Source organism: Vannielia litorea, from assembly GCF_019801175.1.
In the GTDB taxonomy this organism is placed as follows: Bacteria; Pseudomonadota; Alphaproteobacteria; order Rhodobacterales; family Rhodobacteraceae; genus Vannielia; species Vannielia litorea_B.
The window spans coordinates 1,999,151-2,017,562 of record NZ_JAHVJR010000001.1 but is presented as its reverse complement, the minus strand read 5'-3'; the positions used below and the strand labels follow the sequence as shown (position 1 = coordinate 2,017,562).

Annotated in this window: 12 protein-coding genes; all 12 read left to right on the top strand. The window is 67.8% G+C overall.

Going from position 1 to position 18,412, the window contains the following annotated elements:
- Positions 1 to 3 precede the first annotated feature (3 nt).
- Positions 4 to 1,008: a 16S rRNA (cytosine(1402)-N(4))-methyltransferase RsmH gene (gene rsmH, locus KUV38_RS09830; RefSeq protein WP_222469874.1), complete on the top strand. Its 1,005-nt coding sequence runs from the start codon at positions 4 to 6 to the stop codon at positions 1,006 to 1,008.
- 6 nt (positions 1,009 to 1,014) lie between these two features.
- A complete protein-coding gene (locus KUV38_RS09825; protein WP_222469873.1) occupies positions 1,015 to 1,380 on the top strand; it encodes a cell division protein FtsL in 366 nt (121 codons plus the stop codon).
- Positions 1,377 to 3,158 (top strand): peptidoglycan D,D-transpeptidase FtsI family protein, encoded by a 1,782-nt coding sequence (locus KUV38_RS09820; protein ID WP_222469872.1) that lies wholly within the window; start codon positions 1,377 to 1,379, stop codon positions 3,156 to 3,158. The genes KUV38_RS09825 and KUV38_RS09820 overlap by 4 nt, the downstream gene beginning before the upstream one ends.
- Positions 3,159 to 3,182: 24 nt before the next feature.
- Entirely contained in the window at positions 3,183 to 4,673 is a 1,491-nt protein-coding gene (locus KUV38_RS09815) for a UDP-N-acetylmuramoyl-L-alanyl-D-glutamate--2,6-diaminopimelate ligase (RefSeq protein WP_222469871.1), read from the top strand.
- Positions 4,670 to 6,091, top strand: coding sequence for a UDP-N-acetylmuramoyl-tripeptide--D-alanyl-D-alanine ligase (gene murF, locus KUV38_RS09810; protein WP_222469870.1), 1,422 nt, complete (start codon positions 4,670 to 4,672; stop codon positions 6,089 to 6,091). The genes KUV38_RS09815 and murF overlap by 4 nt, the downstream gene beginning before the upstream one ends.
- Positions 6,092 to 6,114: 23 nt before the next feature.
- Positions 6,115 to 7,200 carry a phospho-N-acetylmuramoyl-pentapeptide-transferase gene (mraY, locus tag KUV38_RS09805; RefSeq protein ID WP_222469869.1) on the top strand — a complete coding sequence of 362 codons (1,086 nt, stop codon included), beginning with the start codon at positions 6,115 to 6,117 and terminating at the stop codon, positions 7,198 to 7,200.
- Positions 7,197 to 7,868 carry an SDR family NAD(P)-dependent oxidoreductase gene (locus KUV38_RS09800; protein ID WP_222469868.1) on the top strand — a complete coding sequence of 224 codons (672 nt, stop codon included), beginning with the start codon at positions 7,197 to 7,199 and terminating at the stop codon, positions 7,866 to 7,868. The genes mraY and KUV38_RS09800 overlap by 4 nt, the downstream gene beginning before the upstream one ends.
- 262 nt (positions 7,869 to 8,130) lie before the next feature.
- Positions 8,131 to 9,534, top strand: coding sequence for a UDP-N-acetylmuramoyl-L-alanine--D-glutamate ligase (gene murD, locus KUV38_RS09795; protein WP_222469867.1), 1,404 nt, complete (start codon positions 8,131 to 8,133; stop codon positions 9,532 to 9,534).
- 334 nt (positions 9,535 to 9,868) lie between these two features.
- Positions 9,869 to 13,558, top strand: coding sequence for an Ig-like domain-containing protein (locus KUV38_RS09790; protein WP_222469866.1), 3,690 nt, complete (start codon positions 9,869 to 9,871; stop codon positions 13,556 to 13,558).
- Positions 13,559 to 13,640: 82 nt separating this feature from the next.
- A complete protein-coding gene (locus KUV38_RS09785; RefSeq protein ID WP_222469865.1) occupies positions 13,641 to 14,930 on the top strand; it encodes a TolC family protein in 1,290 nt (429 codons plus the stop codon).
- A complete protein-coding gene (locus KUV38_RS09780) occupies positions 14,927 to 17,200 on the top strand; it encodes an ATP-binding cassette domain-containing protein (RefSeq protein ID WP_261385192.1) in 2,274 nt (757 codons plus the stop codon). The genes KUV38_RS09785 and KUV38_RS09780 overlap by 4 nt, the downstream gene beginning before the upstream one ends.
- Positions 17,197 to 18,399: an HlyD family efflux transporter periplasmic adaptor subunit gene (locus KUV38_RS09775; RefSeq protein ID WP_222469864.1), complete on the top strand. Its 1,203-nt coding sequence runs from the start codon at positions 17,197 to 17,199 to the stop codon at positions 18,397 to 18,399. Before KUV38_RS09780 ends, KUV38_RS09775 begins: the two co-directional genes overlap by 4 nt.
- Positions 18,400 to 18,412: the final 13 nt, after the last annotated feature.

Genomic DNA, 18,412 nt, shown 5'->3' with positions numbered 1-18,412 from the left:
GCGATGGCGGCGGCCGAAAGCCTTTCGCCAGATCAGCCCGCCGGGCCGCCCCACGTTCCTGTTCTCATTGATCCGTTGATCGCAGGGGCCGCGCCGGTGCTTGGCCATTGGGTGGATGGCACCTTTGGCGCGGGCGGCTACACACGGCGGTTGCTGGATGCCGGCGCCGAACGGGTGACCGGGATCGACCGTGACCCGAGCGCCATCGAGGGTGCCGAGCCGATGATCGCCGAATATGACGGGCGACTGGATGTGCTGCGTGGCCAGTTTTCGCAGATGGGCGAGTTGATCGAGGGGCCGGTGGAGGGCGTTGTGCTCGATCTGGGCGTCTCGTCGATGCAACTCGATCAGGCGGAGCGGGGCTTTTCCTTCATGAAGGACGGGCCGCTCGATATGCGGATGGCCAGCGAGGGGCCGAGCGCCGCCGATCTGGTGAACGAGGGCGACGAGGGCCATCTGGCCGATATCATTCATTTTTACGGCGAAGAACGGGCGGCGCGGAGGATTGCGCGGGCGATCGTGAAGGCGCGGCCGTTCACCCGGACGCTGGAGTTGGCGGAGGTGGTTTCGAACTGCCTGCCGCGCCCGAAGCCGGGGCAGGTGCATCCGGCGACGCGCACGTTTCAAGGGCTCCGGATCGCGGTGAATGACGAATTCGGCGAGCTGATCGCGGGGCTGGAGGCGGCCGAGGGGCTGCTGGGCGAGGGCGGCGTGCTGGCGGTGGTGACCTTTCATTCGCTCGAGGATCGGGTGGTGAAGCGCTACCTTGCGGCCCGCTCCGGCGCGGCCCCGCGTGGCAACCGCTATGCGCCCGAAGTCGAGGAGGCGCCCGCGCCGTTTGAGCAGATCACGCGCAAGGCCGTGGGGCCGAGCGACGAGGAAGTGGCGGCCAACCCGCGCGCCCGTTCGGCCAAGCTGCGCATGGCGCGGCGCACGGCCGAGTTGGGCGGCGCGGTGGACCGGGCACAGATGGGCCTGCCGGGCCCGAAACATTGGTGGAAAGGGTAAGGGGCGATGCGAGGCTTCTTCTATGTCATCTCGGCGCTGGCGGTGATGGGGCTGGCCTTTTGGGCCTATCACGAGAACTACCAGACCCAGAAAGCCCAGAAGGATATGGCCAAGCTGCGCGGCGAGATCCGCACGCTTTACGACACCCGCGCCATGCTGCGGGCGGAGTGGGCCTATCTGAACCGGCCCGAGCGGCTGACAGAGCTGGCGGAGCTGAACTTTACTCGCCTTGGCCTGCTGCCCTTTGGCGCCGAGCAATTCGGCCGGGTGGACCAGGTGGGCTTTCCGGCAGAGGAGCTGCCGCCGATCACCGACCCGGTGGAGATCAGCGGCACACTAGAAGATGGTGAGAACGAGGAGCAACAGCCATGACCCGCACGCCCCTGCGCCCGCTGGCCCGTGTGATTGCCGCCCGTCAGAGCGGGCAGAACCCAGATTGCATCGAGCGCGAGAACCTGCGCCTGCGGCATGAGGCGCAGCGCGACAAGCTGCGGTTTCGCGCCGAGGGGCGGCTGTTTGTGCTGGGCGTCTGCTTCTTTTGTGCCTTCGTGGTGATCGGTGCCCGGATGGGGCACCTTGCCGCTTCGGTGCCCGCCGAGCCGACCAGCGGCGGCGTGGCCGAGCTGATCAGCGCCAGCCGGGCCGACATTGTCGACCGGCAGGGGCGGGTGCTGGCGACCAACCTCTCGACCCACAGTCTTTATGCCCAGCCGCCGCTGATGGTGGAAAAGGAGCGCGCCGCCGAGGAGCTGGCGAAGATCTTCCCCGATCTGGACGTGGAGAAGCTGAAGCGGCAGTTCACCGGCAAGCGCAAGTTTGTCTGGGTGAAAAAGAAGATCAGCCCCGAGCAGATGCAGGCGGTGCATGACATCGGCGAGCCGGGCCTGCTGTTTGGCCCGCGCGAGATGCGGCTTTATCCCAACGGCAAGCTGGCCGCGCATATCCTGGGCGGCGCGAGCTTTGGCCGCGAGGGAGTGCATAGTGCCGAGGTGGTCGGCGTGGCGGGCGTTGAAAAGCAGTTCGACGAGTTGCTGCGCGATCCGGCCCGCGCCGGCAAACCGCTGGAGCTGACGCTCGACCTCACCGTGCAGGCGGTGACAGAAGAGGTGCTTTATGGCGGCATGAAGCTGATGAACGCCAAGGGCGCCAGCGCGGTGCTGATGGAGGCCCATAGCGGCGAGATCATCGCGATGGCGAGCCTGCCGGACTTTGACCCCAACAACCGCCCGCGCCCGCTGACCAGCGGCGACCAGAGCGACAGCCCGCTGTTCAACCGGTCGGTGCAGGGGGTCTACGAGCTGGGCTCTACCTTCAAGATCTTTGCCGCCGCGCAGGCGATGGAGTTGGGGCTGGTGAACCCGGAGACGGTGATCAACACCAAGGGGCCGCTGACGTGGGGCCGCCACCGCATTCGGGATTTTCACAACTACGGCAACGAGTTGAGCGTCACCAAGATCATCGTGAAGAGCTCGAACATCGGCACCGCGCGGCTGGCGATGGACATTGGCGCCAAGCGGCAGCGCGAGTTTCTCGACAGCCTCGGCTTTTTGGAGCCGACCCCGGTGGAGATGGTGGAGGCGCCCACGGGCAAGCCGCTGCTGCCGCCGAATTGGTCGGAGATTTCGACCATGACCATCAGCTATGGCCACGGCCTCTCGGCCAGCCCGCTGCATCTGGCGACCGGTTATGCCTCGCTGCTCAACGGCGGCACGCGGGTTTATCCGACACTGGTGAAGCAGAGCGCCCCCAAGGCCGGCCCGCGTGTGGTGAGCGAGCGCACCTCCGAGCGCAGCCGGGTGATGCTGCGCAAGGTGGTGACCGAGGGCACCGCGAGCTTTGGCGAAGTGGAGGGCTATGCGGTGGGCGGCAAGACCGGGACCGCCGACAAGCCCAAGCCGCGCGGCGGCTATTATAAAGACAAGGTGATCGCGACCTTCGCCACGGTCTTCCCGGCGCATGACCCGAAATACGTGCTGGTCGTCAGCCTCGACGAGCCGGTGGAGCTGACCGGCCCCACGCCGCGCCGCACGGCGGGCTGGACGGCGGTGCCGGTGACGGCAGAGATGATCCGCCGCGTCGCGCCACTTCTGGGCCTGCGCCCAAGCGTTGAACCGGGGGTCGAAGCTGCGATAGTAAGGGCCTCGAACTAAGCCAGCGAGAAGGGGCAGCCGGCGATGAGCGACAGGGCAAAAGTAAGATCGCTGGCAGAGCTCGGGCTGACCGCCCAGCATGGCGCCGAGGCGCGGGTGACCGGGCTGGCCGTGGACAGCCGCGATGTGCAGGAGGGCGCGCTCTTTGCCGCCCTGCCGGGGAGCCGGGTGCATGGCGCGGAGTTCGTGGGCTATGCGCTGCGCATGGGCGCGAAGGCGGTGCTGACCGATGCCGAGGGCGCGCAGCTAGCCGCTGCGGAATTGGCGAAGTTCGACGTGGCGCTGGTGGTCACCGAAGACCCGAGGGGCGCGCTGGCGATGGCCGCGGCGCTGTGGTTCGGCGCCCAGCCCGATGTGATGGTGGCGGTGACCGGCACCAACGGCAAAACCTCGGTGGCGAGCTTTACCCGGCAGATCTGGATGGCGATGGGGCTGAGCGCGGTGAACCTTGGCACCACCGGCGTGGAGGGCGCATGGGAGTATCCGCTGAAGCACACCACGCCCGAGCCGATCACCCTGCACCGGGCGCTGGCGCTCTCGGTGGAGGAGGGCGTGACCCATGCCGCGATGGAAGCCAGCTCGCACGGGCTGGAGCAGCGGCGGCTGGATGGCGTGCGGCTGGCGGCGGCGGGGTTCACCAACTTCAGCCAGGATCATCTGGATTATCACGCGACCTTCGAGGCCTATTTTGACGCCAAGGCGCGGCTCTTCGACCGGGTGCTGGGCGAGGATGCGCCGGCGGTGATCAACATGGAAGACCCGCGCGGCCCGGAAATGGCCGACCGCGCCGAGGCGGCGGGCCATGCGGTGCTGCGGGTGGGGCATGACGAGGATTACGAGCTGGCGATCGTCGGCCAGCGGTTTGATGCCACGGGGCAGGACTTGCGGTTCTTGCACGAGGGCACGCCGCGGCAGGTGCGGCTGGGGCTGATCGGGGGCTTTCAGGCCGAGAACGTGATGGTGGCGGCGGGCCTCTGCATTGCCAGCGGCTCGGACCCGGTGGAGGTGTTCAACGCGCTGCCGCAGCTTACGACCGTGCGGGGGCGGATGCAGCTTGCCGCGACCCGCGACAATGGCGCGGCGGTCTTCGTTGACTATGCCCACACGCCCGATGCCTTGGAGACCGCGCTGAAGGCGCTGCGACCCCATGTGATGGGCAAGCTGGTGGTGGTTTACGGCGCGGGCGGCGACCGCGACACCGGCAAGCGCCCGCTGATGGGCGAGGCGGCGCGCGAGCATGCCGATGTTCGATTTGTGACAGACGACAACCCAAGATCCGAGGATCCGGCCAGCATTCGTGCAGCAATTCTGCAAGCCGACCCGGAGGCCACCGAGGTGGGCGACCGGGCCGAGGCGATCCTGCGGGGGGTCGATGCGCTGGGGCCGGGGGATGCGCTGCTCATTGCGGGCAAGGGGCATGAGACCGGGCAGATTGTGGGGGACGATGTGTTCCCGTTTGATGACGTCGAGCAGGCCTCTGTGGCCGTGGCCGCCCTCGACGGGCAGATGACATGAGCGCCTTGTGGACGGCGGCGGATGCCGCAGCGGCCACCGGCGGCGAGGCGAGAGGCGATTGGGAAGCCAGGGGCCTTTCAATCGACAGCCGGAGCATCTCGCCGGGCGAGCTGTTCATTGCCTTGAAGGATGTGCGCGACGGGCATGACTTTGTCGCTGATGCGCTGGCCAAGGGCGCCTGCGCGGCGCTCGTCACCCACGTGCCCGAGGGCTGCGAAGACGCGCCGCTGCTGATCGTGGCAGATGTGCTGGAAGGATTGGAGGCGCTTGGCCGGGCGGGGCGGGCACGGAGCCGGGCGAAAGTGGCCGGAGTGACCGGCTCGGTTGGCAAGACCTCGACCAAGGAGATGCTCCGCTCGATCCTGAGCCGTCAGGGCAAGGTGCATGCCGCCGAAAAGAGCTTCAACAACCACTGGGGCGTGCCGTTGACGCTGGCGCGGATGCCGGTGGACACCGATTTTGCCGTGATCGAGATCGGCATGAGCAACCCCGGCGAAATCGCCCCGCTGGCACGGATGGCGCGGCCCGATGTGGCGATGATCACCACGGTGGCCCCGGCGCATATGGCGGCCTTCGGCTCGCTGGAGGGGATCGCGCGGGAGAAGGCCAGCATCTTCGAGGGGCTGGAGCCGGGCGGCGTGGCGGTGATCAATGGCGACCTTGGCACCACGCCGATCCTGCGCGCGGCGGCGGAGGCGGCGGGGGCGAAGATCGTCACCTTCGGGCAAAGCGGCGAGTTTGGCCTCGGCAAGGTGGTGCTGAGCGAAGGGCAGACGGTGGCGGAGGCTCGGCTGGGCGACCAGCCTGCGATGTTCAAGCTGACCACGCCCGGCACCCATTTTGCGATGAACGCGCTCGGCGCGCTGGCGGTGGCGCAGGCGCTGGGGGCCGACACCGGGCTTGCCACCGCGGACCTGACCAAATGGACCCCCTATGAGGGGCGCGGCGCGCGGGAGGAGATCACCACCGATCCGGCGCGGGCGGGGGGCTTTTTGACCCTCTTCGACGACAGCTACAACGCCAACCCGGCCTCGATGGCGGCCTCGCTGGAGATGCTTGCCACCACCGAGCCGCGCGATGGCATCGGGCGGGTGCGCAAGGGCCGCCGCATCGCCGTGATTGGCGACATGCTCGAACTGGGCAAGGGCGAGAAGGACCTGCACGCGGCGCTTGCGGGGCTGGAGGCGATGGAGCAGATCCACACGGTTCACACCGTCGGCCCGCTCGCTCAGGCGCTGCATGATGCGCTGCCCGAAGATCAGCGCGGACACCACGCGCCGGATGGTGCTGCGATGGCCAAGGAGGTCTCGCGGCTGGTGGATGCGGGCGATGTGGTGCTGGTCAAGGCGTCGCTCGGCACCGGGCTGGCCCGCGTTGTTGACGCGATACGGAAAATGGGCCAAGTCGGCCCGAATTAACAACGAACGAGAGGGGCAGGGGCATGCTCTATTGGCTGGCAGAGCTTGGCGACGGGGGTGGGGCGTTCAACCTGTTCCGCTACATCACCTTCCGGGCCGGGGCTGCGTTTTTTACCGCTCTGGTCTTCGGGTTCCTCTTTGGGCGGCCGCTGATCAACATGCTGCGCAAGCGGCAGAAGGGCGGGCAGCCCATTCGGGATGACGGCCCCGAGAGCCACATGCTGACCAAGGCGGGCACGCCCACGATGGGCGGCCTCTTGATCCTCTCGGCGCTGACGCTTTCGACCCTGCTCTGTGCGCGGCTCGACAACCCCTATGTCTGGATCGTGCTGCTGGTGACGATCTCCTTTGGCCTCATCGGCTTTGCCGACGACTATGCGAAGGTGAGCAAACAGAACACCAAGGGCGTTTCGGGCAAGGTGCGCTTTGGCCTTGGCCTGCTGATCGCCGCGGCGGCGGGGACGGCGGCGGCGTGGTTTCATCCGGCGGAGCTGACCGGGCAGCTGGCGCTGCCGGTGTTCAAGGATGTGCTGCTGAACCTCGGCATCTTCTTTGTGCCGTTCTCGATGATCGTGATCGTCGGCGCAGCCAATGCGGTGAACCTGACAGACGGGCTCGACGGGCTGGCTATCATGCCGGTGATGATCGCGGCGGGCACGCTGGGGGTGATCGCCTATGCGGTGGGGCGGGTCGACTTTACTGAATATCTCGACGTGCATTACGTGCCCGGCTCGGGCGAGTTGCTGATCTTCTGCGCCGGGCTGATCGGCGGGGGGCTTGGCTTTTTGTGGTACAACGCGCCGCCGGCGGCGGTGTTCATGGGCGACACCGGATCGCTCGCGCTGGGCGGCGCGCTGGGGGCGATTGCGGTGGTGACCAAGCACGAGATCGTGCTGGCGATCGTGGGCGGCATCTTTGTGGCCGAGGCGCTCTCGGTGATCATTCAGGTGCTCTACTTCAAGCGGACCGGCAAGCGGGTGTTCCTGATGGCGCCGGTACACCACCACTTCGAGAAGCGCGGCTGGGCCGAGCCGCAGATCGTGATCCGGTTCTGGATCATCTCGCTGATCCTCGCGCTGATCGGTCTGGCGACGCTGAAAATCCGGTGAGCGGTGACGGGATCATCCGGCGGGCGCTCGTGACGGGCGGCAACCGGGGGATCGGCTATGCCATCGCCGAGGGGCTGATTGCCCGCGGCCATGAGGTGGTGATCGGCTGCCGGGACGAGGCGGAGGGAGAGGCGGCGGCGGACAGGCTTGGCGCGGACCTCTTCGTGATGGACCTGCGGGAGCCGGATGACATGCTCTCGCTGCTGCATGGCGAGCCCTTCGACATTCTGGTGAACAACGCAGGCGTGTTTCCGCAGGGCTCGCTCTTCGAGAACCCCGAGGGGCTGTTCGAGTCGCTGCAGGTGATGGTGGAGGCGCCGTTCCTGCTGATGCGGGCCCTGGTGCCGGGCATGGCGCTGCGGGGCTGGGGGCGGATCGTGAACCTTTCGTCAGGCTATGGCAGCTTTGCGCAGGGGATGCAGGGGCCGAACGGCTACGGGGTGGCCAAGGCGGCGCTGAACGCGCTGACCTGCGCCCTGCCGCGCGACCTGCCGGACTGCGTGAAGGTGAACGCGATGGACCCGGGTTGGGTGCGCACGCGGATGGGCGGGCCGCAGGCGACGACATCGCCCGAGGAGGCCGCCGAGACGGCGATCTGGCTGGCGACGCTCAGCGAGGACGGGCCGACGGGCGGGTTCTTTAGGCGGAAGCTGCCGATCGAGTGGTGAGGGGCGGGGTGGCGGCGCTCCCGCCAACGAGGTCCGCGAAGCGGGCACCGGCCGGCAGCATGTCGCGCCAGCGACGTGCGAGAGGCACACACCCCGCGCCGCCACCCCGCCCGAGTTGCGCCGTTGCGCGCCTGATCGGATGGTGCGCGGGTGGTGCGGTTGGGGTGAGATATTTTCAGCAAGAAAATGCAGCGGGCCGGGCGCGATTGCGGGCGGGTGCGCTTGGATGTAGGCAGGAGCGAAGGCTTTTGGAGGCGGTGCGATGATCCCTGTGCGCGGGTTTGATGGAGCCACGGTGGCGGTGCTGGGGCTGGGGCGGTCTGGCCTGACGGCGGCACGGGCATTGGCCGCGGGCGGCGCTGAGGTGATCGGCTGGGACGATGGCGAGAGCGGGCGGGCGGCGGCGGAGGCCGAAGGGATCGCGCTGCGCGACCTGTCGAAGCCCGGTGCCTTCGAGGGCGTGGCCTGCCTTGTGACCTCGCCCGGCATTCCGCACCTTTACCCCGCGCCACATGCCGCGATTGCCGCGGCGATGGCGGAGGGGGTGCCGGTGGACAATGACATCGGGCTGTTCTTCCGGTCGTTCGCCACCGGGGAGTGGGACCGGTTCGACGTGGCGCCGAAGGTGGTGGCGGTGACTGGCTCGAACGGGAAGAGCACGACCTCGGCGCTGATCCATCACATTCTCACCGAGGCGGGGCGCGAGGCGCAACTGGCGGGCAATATCGGGCGCGGGGTGCTGGATATCGAGCCTGCGGGCGATGGCGGTGTGGTGGTGCTGGAGCTGTCGAGCTACCAGACCGATCTGGCGCGGGCGCTGACGCCGGATGTGGCGGTGTTCACCAATCTGAGCCCCGATCACCTTGACCGGCACGGCGGCTATGGCGGCTACTTCGCGGCGAAGCGGCGGCTCTTTGCGGAGGGCGGGCCGGACCGGGCGGTGATTGGCGTGGACGAGCCGGAGGGGCGCTACCTTGCCGGGCAGATGGCCGAGGGGCCGGGAGATGACCGGGTGATCCGGGTCAGCAGCGGGCAGAAGCTGGCAGGCGCGGGCTGGACGGTGTTTGCACGCAAGGGGTTTTTGGCGGAGTGGCGCAAGGGGCGGCAGGTGGCCTCGGTCGATCTGCGGGATATTCCGGGGCTGCCGGGGGCGCACAACCACCAGAACGCCTGCGCGGCCTATGCGGCTTGCAGGACGCTGGGGCTGGGGCCGAAGGAAATTGAACGCGCGTTCAGGAGCTTTGCCGGGCTGCCGCACCGCTCGCAGCGGATCGCCGAGGCGGGGGGCGTGGTTTACGTCAACGACAGCAAGGCGACGAATGTGGACAGCGCGGCCAAGGCGCTGGCGGCTTTTTCGGGCATACGTTGGATCTGCGGCGGGCTGGAGAAGGAAGGCGGGCTGGAGGGGCTGCACGCGGGGCTGGCCAATGTGGTGAAGGCCTATGTGATCGGGCGCGAGGCCGAGGGCTTTGCCATGCGGCTCGGGTCCGGCGTGGAGGCCGAGGTCTGCGGCACGATGGAGCGGGCCGTGGCGCGGGCGGTGGAAGAGGCGCAGCCGGGCGAGGTTGTGCTGCTGGCACCGGCTGCGGCGAGCTTTGACCAATACGACAGCTTCGAGAAGCGCGGCGAGGATTTTGCCGCGCGGGTGAAGGCGGCGCTGGGGTAGGGATTTCCGCCACAGGATGGCTTGACCTTTGCCGGAGAATGGCGGGTGCAGACTGGCGAAAACAGGCCGGTTGGCGTGCCGATGCGGCCCGAAAGGGCGGTCTTTGCCCCGGTGCCAATTCATGCAAATCGCATACAACATCTTGGGGTTGCTGGATTTTTCAACCCAAGGGTGATCCGCTCGGCGATCGGCCATTTTCCGCTTTGTTTTTTCGAATCATTCTGTATATCTGGCAGGCAGAGTGGTGAGTTACGCCTGATCAACAAGATATTGGGCAGTTTTCTATAAAACGCACCGGCGCAAAAAGATGCCGGGCTGATAAATGGCGGTTACGATGCAGGCGATCAATTTTGTGGTCCGCGATCTCGCGGGCAACGTTTCCAATGGCAGTTTTGGTGAGGATGGGGTCGGCACGCGGTTGAACGTGGGCAACGGGCAGCAGGTTTCGCTGCATCTCACCTCGGCGGATATCTCGTCCTACACGCGCGACGGCGATGATCTGGTGATCGCGCTCGCCGATGGCTCGGCGATCCGGCTGGCGGGCTACTTTGACGGCGAGAACGCGCTGTATCTCTCCAAGGGCGGCGAGCTGGTGGCGGTGGAGCTGAGCCAGGGTGCCGATGACGAGATGTATGCGCTGTATCAGCGCGAGGCGACCTGGGGCAAATGGAGCCCGAGCGACGAGCTGATCCATTACGACGAGCCGGAGGTCATGGCCGCCCAGTTTGACACCGGCCTCTTTGGCATCGGTGGTATGGGCGGCGGGATCGTGCCCGGCCTGATCGGCGTGGGCGGTGTTATCACCGGCGTTGGTGGCGGTGACGGCGGCGGCGGGGGCGGTGGCCCGGTGTATGATGTGACCGTCGATCCAGGCGACTGGGTGCTCGGCGGCGACGATGACCCGGAGCCGGGCTTCCCGGTGACCGGCACCGGCGTGCCGGGCGAGGATGTGACGGTGACGGCGGGCGATGTGACCCAAGTCGTGACCGTGGGCGAGGATGGCGGCTGGGAGGTGATCTTCACCGGCGACACGCTGCCCGAGGATGGCAGCTACGTGGTGGAGGTGGTCACCACCGATCAGGGCGGCGACGAGGTTGTGCTGACCGGCCCGGATGTGCTGATCGACACCGTGCCCCCGGATGTGAGTTTTACCTCCGGCGTTCAATCGACCGGGGATGCCTTCAACGGCGAGGACCATGCCGAGGGCGTGGTGGTGACCGGCACCTCTGAGCCGGGCGCGGTGCTTGTTGTGACGGTGGGCGGCGTGGCCACCGAGATCACCGTGGGCGAGAGCGGCACCTGGGAGGTCACCTTTGGCCCCGATGCCGCCCCCGAGGGGGAATACGAGGCCGATATCAGCGTTTACGCGGTGGATGCGGTAGGCAACTCCGCGACCTATGGCGATGTGCTGGTGGTCGATACCCTTGGCGCGGTGGCCTTCGATGACCTCAACTTTGGCGGGGATTACACGATCAACGGCGCGGAGGCGGGCCAGAGCATCAGCTTTACCGGCACGACGCAGCCGGGGTCGAGCGTGGTTGTCAGCTTCGGCGGGCAGGACTACCCGGCCACAGTGGCCGGGGATGGCAGCTGGAGCGTGAGTTTTGCCCCCGGCACGTTCAGCGGAGAATACGAGGCGGTTCTGACCGCCACGGCGACCGATGGATATGGCAATGTGACGACTGCCAGCGGGAGCTGGACGGTGGACACGGTGACCCATGTGACCCTCGATCCGGGCTATGCGGGCGCTGATGGGGTGATAAACGCGAGCGACCGCGATGGTGGCCTGACGCTGACCGGCACGACCCAGCCGGGCAACGCGGTAGAGGTGCAGATCGGTCAGGCGGTATATGCCGCGACGGTGGGTGCCAATGGCGCGTGGAGCCTTGCGCTGACGCCTGCGCAGATTGCCGAGGGGGACTATACCTCTGCCATCACCGTGACGGCCACGGACGCGGCAGGCAACACGGCGACGGCGGGCGGCAGCCTCGTGGTGGACACGCTGGGCTTTGTCGAATTTTCCGGCGCGCCGGTGACAGCGGATGACATCGTGAATGCGCTCGAGTCCGGTCAGCCGATCTCGATGAGCGGCACCACGCTGCCGGGCTCGGCGGTGACGATCGGCATGAACGGGCAGAATTACAACGCCGTGGTGGATGTCGCGGGCGGATGGGTGGTGACCTTTCCGCCGCAGGCCTTCCCTGCCGGTGAATACGAGATGAACGTGAGCGCCACGGCGGTTTCGGCCAATGGCAACACCTCGAGCGCGGCGACCACCGTGGAGGTGGATACGCAGGGCTGGGTGGCGATCTCGGGCGCGCCGGTGACGGCGGATGATGTTGTGAACGAAGCGGAGGCCGGAACGGGCATCACGCTGACGGGCACCACCGAGCCGGGATCGACGGTGCTGGTGCAGATGGGCGGCTTTGCCGTTCCCGCCGTGGTGGCTGCTGATGGCAGCTGGTCCGCGACCTTCAGCGGCGGGCAGATCGTGCCGGGCACCTATGATGCGCCGGTGACGGTGACCGCGACCGACCGGGCGGGCAACAGCTCGACCGCGACGGATGTGGTGCGGATCGACACCCAGACGGCGGTGAGCGTGAACACGCAGGTCGAGGGTGACGGGATCATCAACGCCGAAGAGGCGCTGAACGGCTTTGTCCTGACCGGGACCGGAGAGCCGGGGGCCGTGGTTCAGGTGACATTCGCGGGGGTGACCCGCCCGGCAATGGTGGCGGGCGATGGCAACTGGCAGGTCACCTTCCAGCCCGGCGACATCCCGGCGGGGGAGACGGTGGCGAGCGTTTCTGTCACCGCGACCGACATGGCGGGCAATCAGGCGCTGGCGACGGGCAGCATCGAGGTGGACCGGATCACCAGCCTCACGCTGGACGGGCCGATTGCGGTTGATGACATCGTGAACGCGGTCGAATACGGCACCGGCATCCAGCTTTCGGGCACGGTGGAGCCGGGCAGCACGGTGGCGGTGTCGCTGGCGGGCGTGACCCATCAGGCGGTGGTTCTGGCGGATGGAACGTGGTTCACCAGCTTCGCGCCCGGCGAGGTGCCCGATGGCGATTACGCCGCGCAGATCACCGCTGTGGCGACCGATCCGGCGGGCAACCGCGCAGCGATCAACGACGCGGTGCAGATCGACACCTACGTGGAGCCGCTGACCATCGGCACGGTGGCGGGTGACGACACGGTCAACGCGGCGGAGCAGGCGCAGGGCGTGACCTTCACCGGTACGGTCGAGGCGGGCTCCAGCGTGATCGTCAGCTTCGAGGGCACCACCCATGCGGCGACGGTCGATGCGGCGGGCAACTGGACGGTGGCCTTTGCCACGGGCGAGATCCCGGCAGGCGAGTACGAGAGCATGGCCACGGTGGTCGCCACGGATGCGGCGGGCAACACCCGGACCGAGAGCACCACGGTTGCAGTGGATACCGAGAACCCGGATGCGCCGGTGATCCTGAGCTTCAGTCAGGGCGGGACCGGGGTGCGTGACATTGGCACCGCGATCAATGACGACATCACCGAGGTTCAGCGGATCGATGCCAATGGCAACGTGAGCACCGTTTCCTACGATCTGGAGATCGATGAGGAATGGGGCGAGCTGATCTTTGACTTCAACGAGGCGATCCCGACCGGTTCGCACCTTGTCGTCACCTCGACCGATGCGGCGGGCAACCACGCGGGCACGCTCTTTGTGATGGAAGAACCGGGCAACTCGGTGGTGAACCTCACCAACCCCGGCCTCGGGCAGTTCGACATTCAGGCGGTAGACCTCCAGTTCGCCTCGGAGGCCGAGCTGACGATCACCCCGGAGCAACTGGCGGGGCTGTCGAGCTTTACCAATGAGCTGACCATCCATGGCGGCAATGACGACATCATCCACGCCAGCGGCGCCACGGCGACGGGGGAGACGCGGGTGATCGAGGGTGAGAGCTACGATGTGTACACGCTGGGCGAGGGCACGCTTGTCATCGACCACGACATTCAGGTGAACCCGGCGCTGGTGTGATCCCGCTGGCGGATCGGGAGCGGTTTCCGGGACGGCGCACGGCAGAGGCGCCGCCCGGGCAGAGGCAGGGACAGGAGGCGTGATGCGCCCCGCGATGAGCAGACTAGGGCTATCGGGTGCCGTTCTGGCGCTGCTTTCGGGCTGCCTTGGGGGCGGGGAAGCTTCGCGTGCGGCGCGGGACCCGGCGGCCCCCGCGCTTGGGCAGGCGGAGGCCTCTGAGAGCGTGGTGATCGCCGATCTGCTGCGCCGCCGCTCGGTGATTGCGCCGGGGTCGGCCTATGCGCAGGTGGCGGATGCCGTGCTCGCGGCCAATGCCCGCGCCGCCGAGGCCGAGCTGCGGGCAGCCAAGCTGCGGGCCGTGGCCGCCGAAAAGAACTGGCTGCCCAGCATCGGGCCGAGCGTGTCACTCTCGTCGCTGGGCGATCTGGTGACCTCCATCATCGTCGATCAGGTGATCTGGCAGGGCGGCCGGAAGAAGGCCGAGCGCGCCTTTGCCGCCGCCGATGTTGAGCATGCCGCGGTGGTGCTGGCCGAGGATACCAACGCCCGCGTGCTTACCGCGCTCACGCTGCATATCACTGCCGAGCAGGGCCGGGCCGAGGCCGCCGTGGCCGCCTCGGGGCTGGAGAAGATGAAGCACTTCGAATGGGTGATGGAGCAGCGGGTGAGTGGCGGGGTCTCTGACCTTTCGGAGCTGTCGGTCATGCGCCAGAAGCGGGCCGAGGTGAGCGCCGCGATGCAGGCGGGGGACGAGACGGCGGCCACGGCGCTGGCGGAGCTGAATGCGATGTCGGCCCGCCCGCTGGAGGGCCTGCGTGGGCTGGGCGAGGCGCGGGTGCCAGGCGGCGCGGAGAAGACGTTGGGGGTGCTGAAGGCCGAGGCCGACAAGACCCGGCTCATTGCGCAGGCAAAAATCGAGCGGGCGGGCTACCTGCCCGGTGTTTCGGCGCAGGCGAATGTAGGCGATGGCGGCGGCGATCCGGTGCTGACCGTGGGCGCGGAGAACGGGCTGGGCTTTGGCACGCCCGCGCGGCTGAGGGCAATTAAGGCTGCCGAGGAGGGCGCGGAGGCGAAGCTGGGGCAGGCCCGCGAGGAGAGCGCCCGTAAGCTCGCCGCGCTGCGCCAGCAGCTTGCGGCGACGGAGCGACAGGCTGCCGAGCAGGCTGGGCTCGCGGCGCAGGCCCGGCGCAACTACGAGCTTTACCAGCGGCAGTATGACGGCGGGCAGCGCAAGGTGCTCGACGTGGTGGGCGTGTTCGAGACATGGATGGATGCCGAGACCAAGCGCGTGGGCCTGACCCACAAGGCCGCGTTGACGAAACTGAAGATCGCCGCGGAGCTTGGCCTCCTGGTGGACGGGAGCCGCATATGACCGCGCCGCGCACCTCGCTGAAGTTGAAGATGAGCCGGGCTGGCATTCGCGGTGTTGTGGGCGGCAGGCAAGGCGCCGCGCCGGCGGAGGCCGTGGCCGCGCCGGTTGCAGAGCTGGAGGCTGCGCCGCGCGGCAATTCGGAGCGGCTGAAGGCGCGCGCCGATCTGGCGGCGACCTATGCGGGGCTGCTGGGCAAGGAGCTGCTGGGCCGCGACATTGCCGAGGATATCGCCCGGAGCGGCGGGGCGGAGCGGCCGGTGACGGTGGAGGCGCTGGCGGGCGCCTTGAGCCAGGCCGGGATGCTCGCGGCGATCCGCCGGGAGGCCGAGCCGAGCCCGGCGACATGGCCCGCCATCGCCCAGATGAAGCGCGGCCAGTTGGTGCTGGTGCTCTCGCAGCAGGGCGAAGAGCTGACGGTTTATGACGAGACCGGGGCCGATAACCGGGTAGTGGTGCCACTGACCGAGTTTGCCCCGCACTATGCGGGCCGGGTGCTGAAGGCCGAGGTGACGCTGGCCGAGGTGGCCGCGGCGCATGAGACCGGGGCGAAGAAGCCCCATTGGTTCTGGGGCGAGTTCCCGCGATTCCGCCGCTACATTGCCGAGATTGCGATTGGCTCACTGGTGGCCAACCTGCTGGCGGTCTCGGTCGCGCTGTTTTCGCTTCAGGTCTACGACCGGGTGATCCCGCATCAGAGCATGGCGACGCTCTGGGTGCTGGCGCTTGGTGCCGGGCTGGCGATCTTGCTGGAAGGGCTGCTCAAGGTGGCGCGGTCGCGGCTGATGGATGGCGGCGGGCGGACGATCGAGCTGAGCGTGCAGCGGCTGTTGATGAGCCGGGTGGTGGGGATGCGCTCGGACAAGCGGGCGCAAAGCCCCTCGGAGCTGTTTGCCACGATGCGGGAGTTCGGCTCGGTGCGGGAGTTCTTTACCGCCGGGACCATCGGGACGCTGACGGACCTGCCGTTCATCGGCCTGTTCCTGTTGCTGGTTGCTGCCATCGCGGGGCCGGTGGTGTGGGTGCTGATCATCGGCGGCGCGCTGATGGTGCTGCCCGGCTGGTTTATGCAGCGGCGGATGATGCAGCTCACGCAGGAGACGCAGGGCGCCAACGTGAAGGCGGGCCGGGTGCTGCATGAGGCGGTGTACGAGCTGGACACGATCAAGGCGCAGCGCGGCGAAGAGCGGCTGATGCGCGCGTGGGACGAGTTGAATGCGCTGTCTTCGCTGAAGTCCTCCGAGCAGCGCCGCCTTGCTGCCGCGCTCACCTTCTGGAGCCAAGGGGTGCAGCAGGCGACCTATGTGGCCGCCGTGGTGATGGGCACCTTCCTCGTGTTCGCGGGCGAGTTCACCGTGGGCACGATCATCGCCGTGGGCATCCTGACGAGCCGCACGCTGGCACCGCTGAGCCAGTTGGCGGCGACCCTGTCGCGCTGGTCGAACGTGCGCCACGCGCTGGCGGGCCTCGACGGGGTGGCCGAGGCGCCGCAGGATGTGGCCGAGGGCCGGAAATATCTGCGCCGCGAGCACCTGAAGGGGAGCTACACGCTGCTTGGCACGCGCTTTGCCTATGACGAAGACGCCGCGCCCGTGCTCGACATCTCGGCGCTTCAGGTGCGGGCCGGGGAGACGCTCGCGGTGCTGGGCTCGAACGGTTCGGGCAAATCGACGCTGATGAAGCTGCTGACCGGGCTCTACGCGCCGACCGAGGGTCGGGTGATGCTGGATGGCACCGACATTGGCCAGATCGCCCCCGCCGACCTGCGGCGCGGCATCGGCTACCTTGCGCAGGACGTGCGGCTGGTGGCGGGCACGCTGCGTGACAACCTCAACATGCACCTGCTGGAGCGCGATGACGACCGGCTGCTGGCGGCGCTCGATTTTGCCGGGCTGGGGCAGTTCGTGCGCAGCCACCCGAAGGGGCTGGACCTCGACATTCGCGATGGTGGTGAGGGGCTGAGCGTGGGCCAGCGGCAAGGTGTGGGATGGGCGCGGCTGTGGTTGCAGGACCCGGGTGTGCTGCTGCTCGACGAGCCGACCGCCGCCTTCGATCAGGCGCTTGAGGCGCAACTGGTCGCGCGTCTTGGCGCATGGCTGCAGGGCCGGACGGCGGTGATTGCCACCCACCGGCTGCCGATCCTGAGCCTGTCGTCGCGGATCGTGGTGCTGGGGCAGGGCCGGATCGCGGTGGATGGCGGCAAGGATGAGGTGCTGGCGCATCTGAAGAAGAGCGGCGCGGCGAAGAAGCTGCCGCTGGGCGGTGCGGCGTGAGCAGCTGGAGCGCGCCCGGACCATCTCAGCCAACGGGGTTTGATGCCCAGCTCGACACCCGGCTGGCTGGACCCTCAAGGCTAATCTGGACGGTTGGGCTGGCGCTGGTGGTGTTTCTGCTCTGGGCGGGTTTTGCCAAGGTCGATGAGATCGTGCGCGCGCCTGCCGAGCTGGTGAGCGCCTCGCGGCCGCAGATCATTCAGAACCTCGAAGGCGGGATACTGGCGGAGCTGATGGTGCGGGAGGGCGACGAGGTGGCGCCGGGCGATGTGCTGGCGCGGCTTCAGGGCACCGGGTTTCAGACAAATGTGGACGATATCCGCGAGAAGATCACCGCGCTGGAGATCCGCCGGCTGCGGCTGGAGGCGGAGATGGAGGGGCTGAGCGACTTTGCGGTGCCCGAAGCGCTGGCAGAGCGCAGCCCGGAGATCGTGGCCTCGGAGCGGGCGCTTCTGGCCGCCCGGCAGGGCGACGATGCCGCCCGTGCTGAGGGCGCGCGCAAGGTGGCCGAGCAGGCCGAGCGCGAGAACGAGCTGATGGAGAACATGCTGGCGCAGAAAGTGGTGGCGCTGATCGAGGTGACGCGCACCCGCAAAGCCGCCTCGGACGCGCGGGCGCGCCATGACGAGGTGGTGAGCACCGCAGCGCTGCGCCGGGCGGATGAATATGCCGAGACGCTGAAGGAGCTGGCGGGCCTGCGCCAGCAGATGAAAGTAAGCGCCGATCAGCTGGCCCGCACCGAGATCAGCTCGCCGATGAAAGGTGTGGTGAACAAGATCAGCGTCAGCACCATCGGCGGCGTGGTGCGGCCCGGTGAAGAGATCTTGCAGATCGTGCCGCTGGGCGATGCGCTCTTCGTGGAGGCCCGGGTGAAGCCGCGCGACATTGCCACTGTGCGGCCCGGCCAGCCTGCGACGATCAAACTCTCGGCCTATGATTACACGATTTATGGCTCGATGAAGGGGGAGGTCTCCTTCGTCAGCGCCGATACCTTCAAGGACGAGCGCCGCCCGGATCGGGAGGCGCACTACAAGGTGGTGCTGAAGATTGACGAGAGCGCCCGCACGGCGCGGCAGGAACGGATCGAGATGCGACCGGGCCTAGTGGCGGATGTGGAGTTGCACACCGGCGAGAAGACGGTGCTGAGCTACCTGACCAAGCCGCTGAACAAGGCGGGCGAGGCGTTTCACGAGCCGTAGGGAGGGCCGGGAG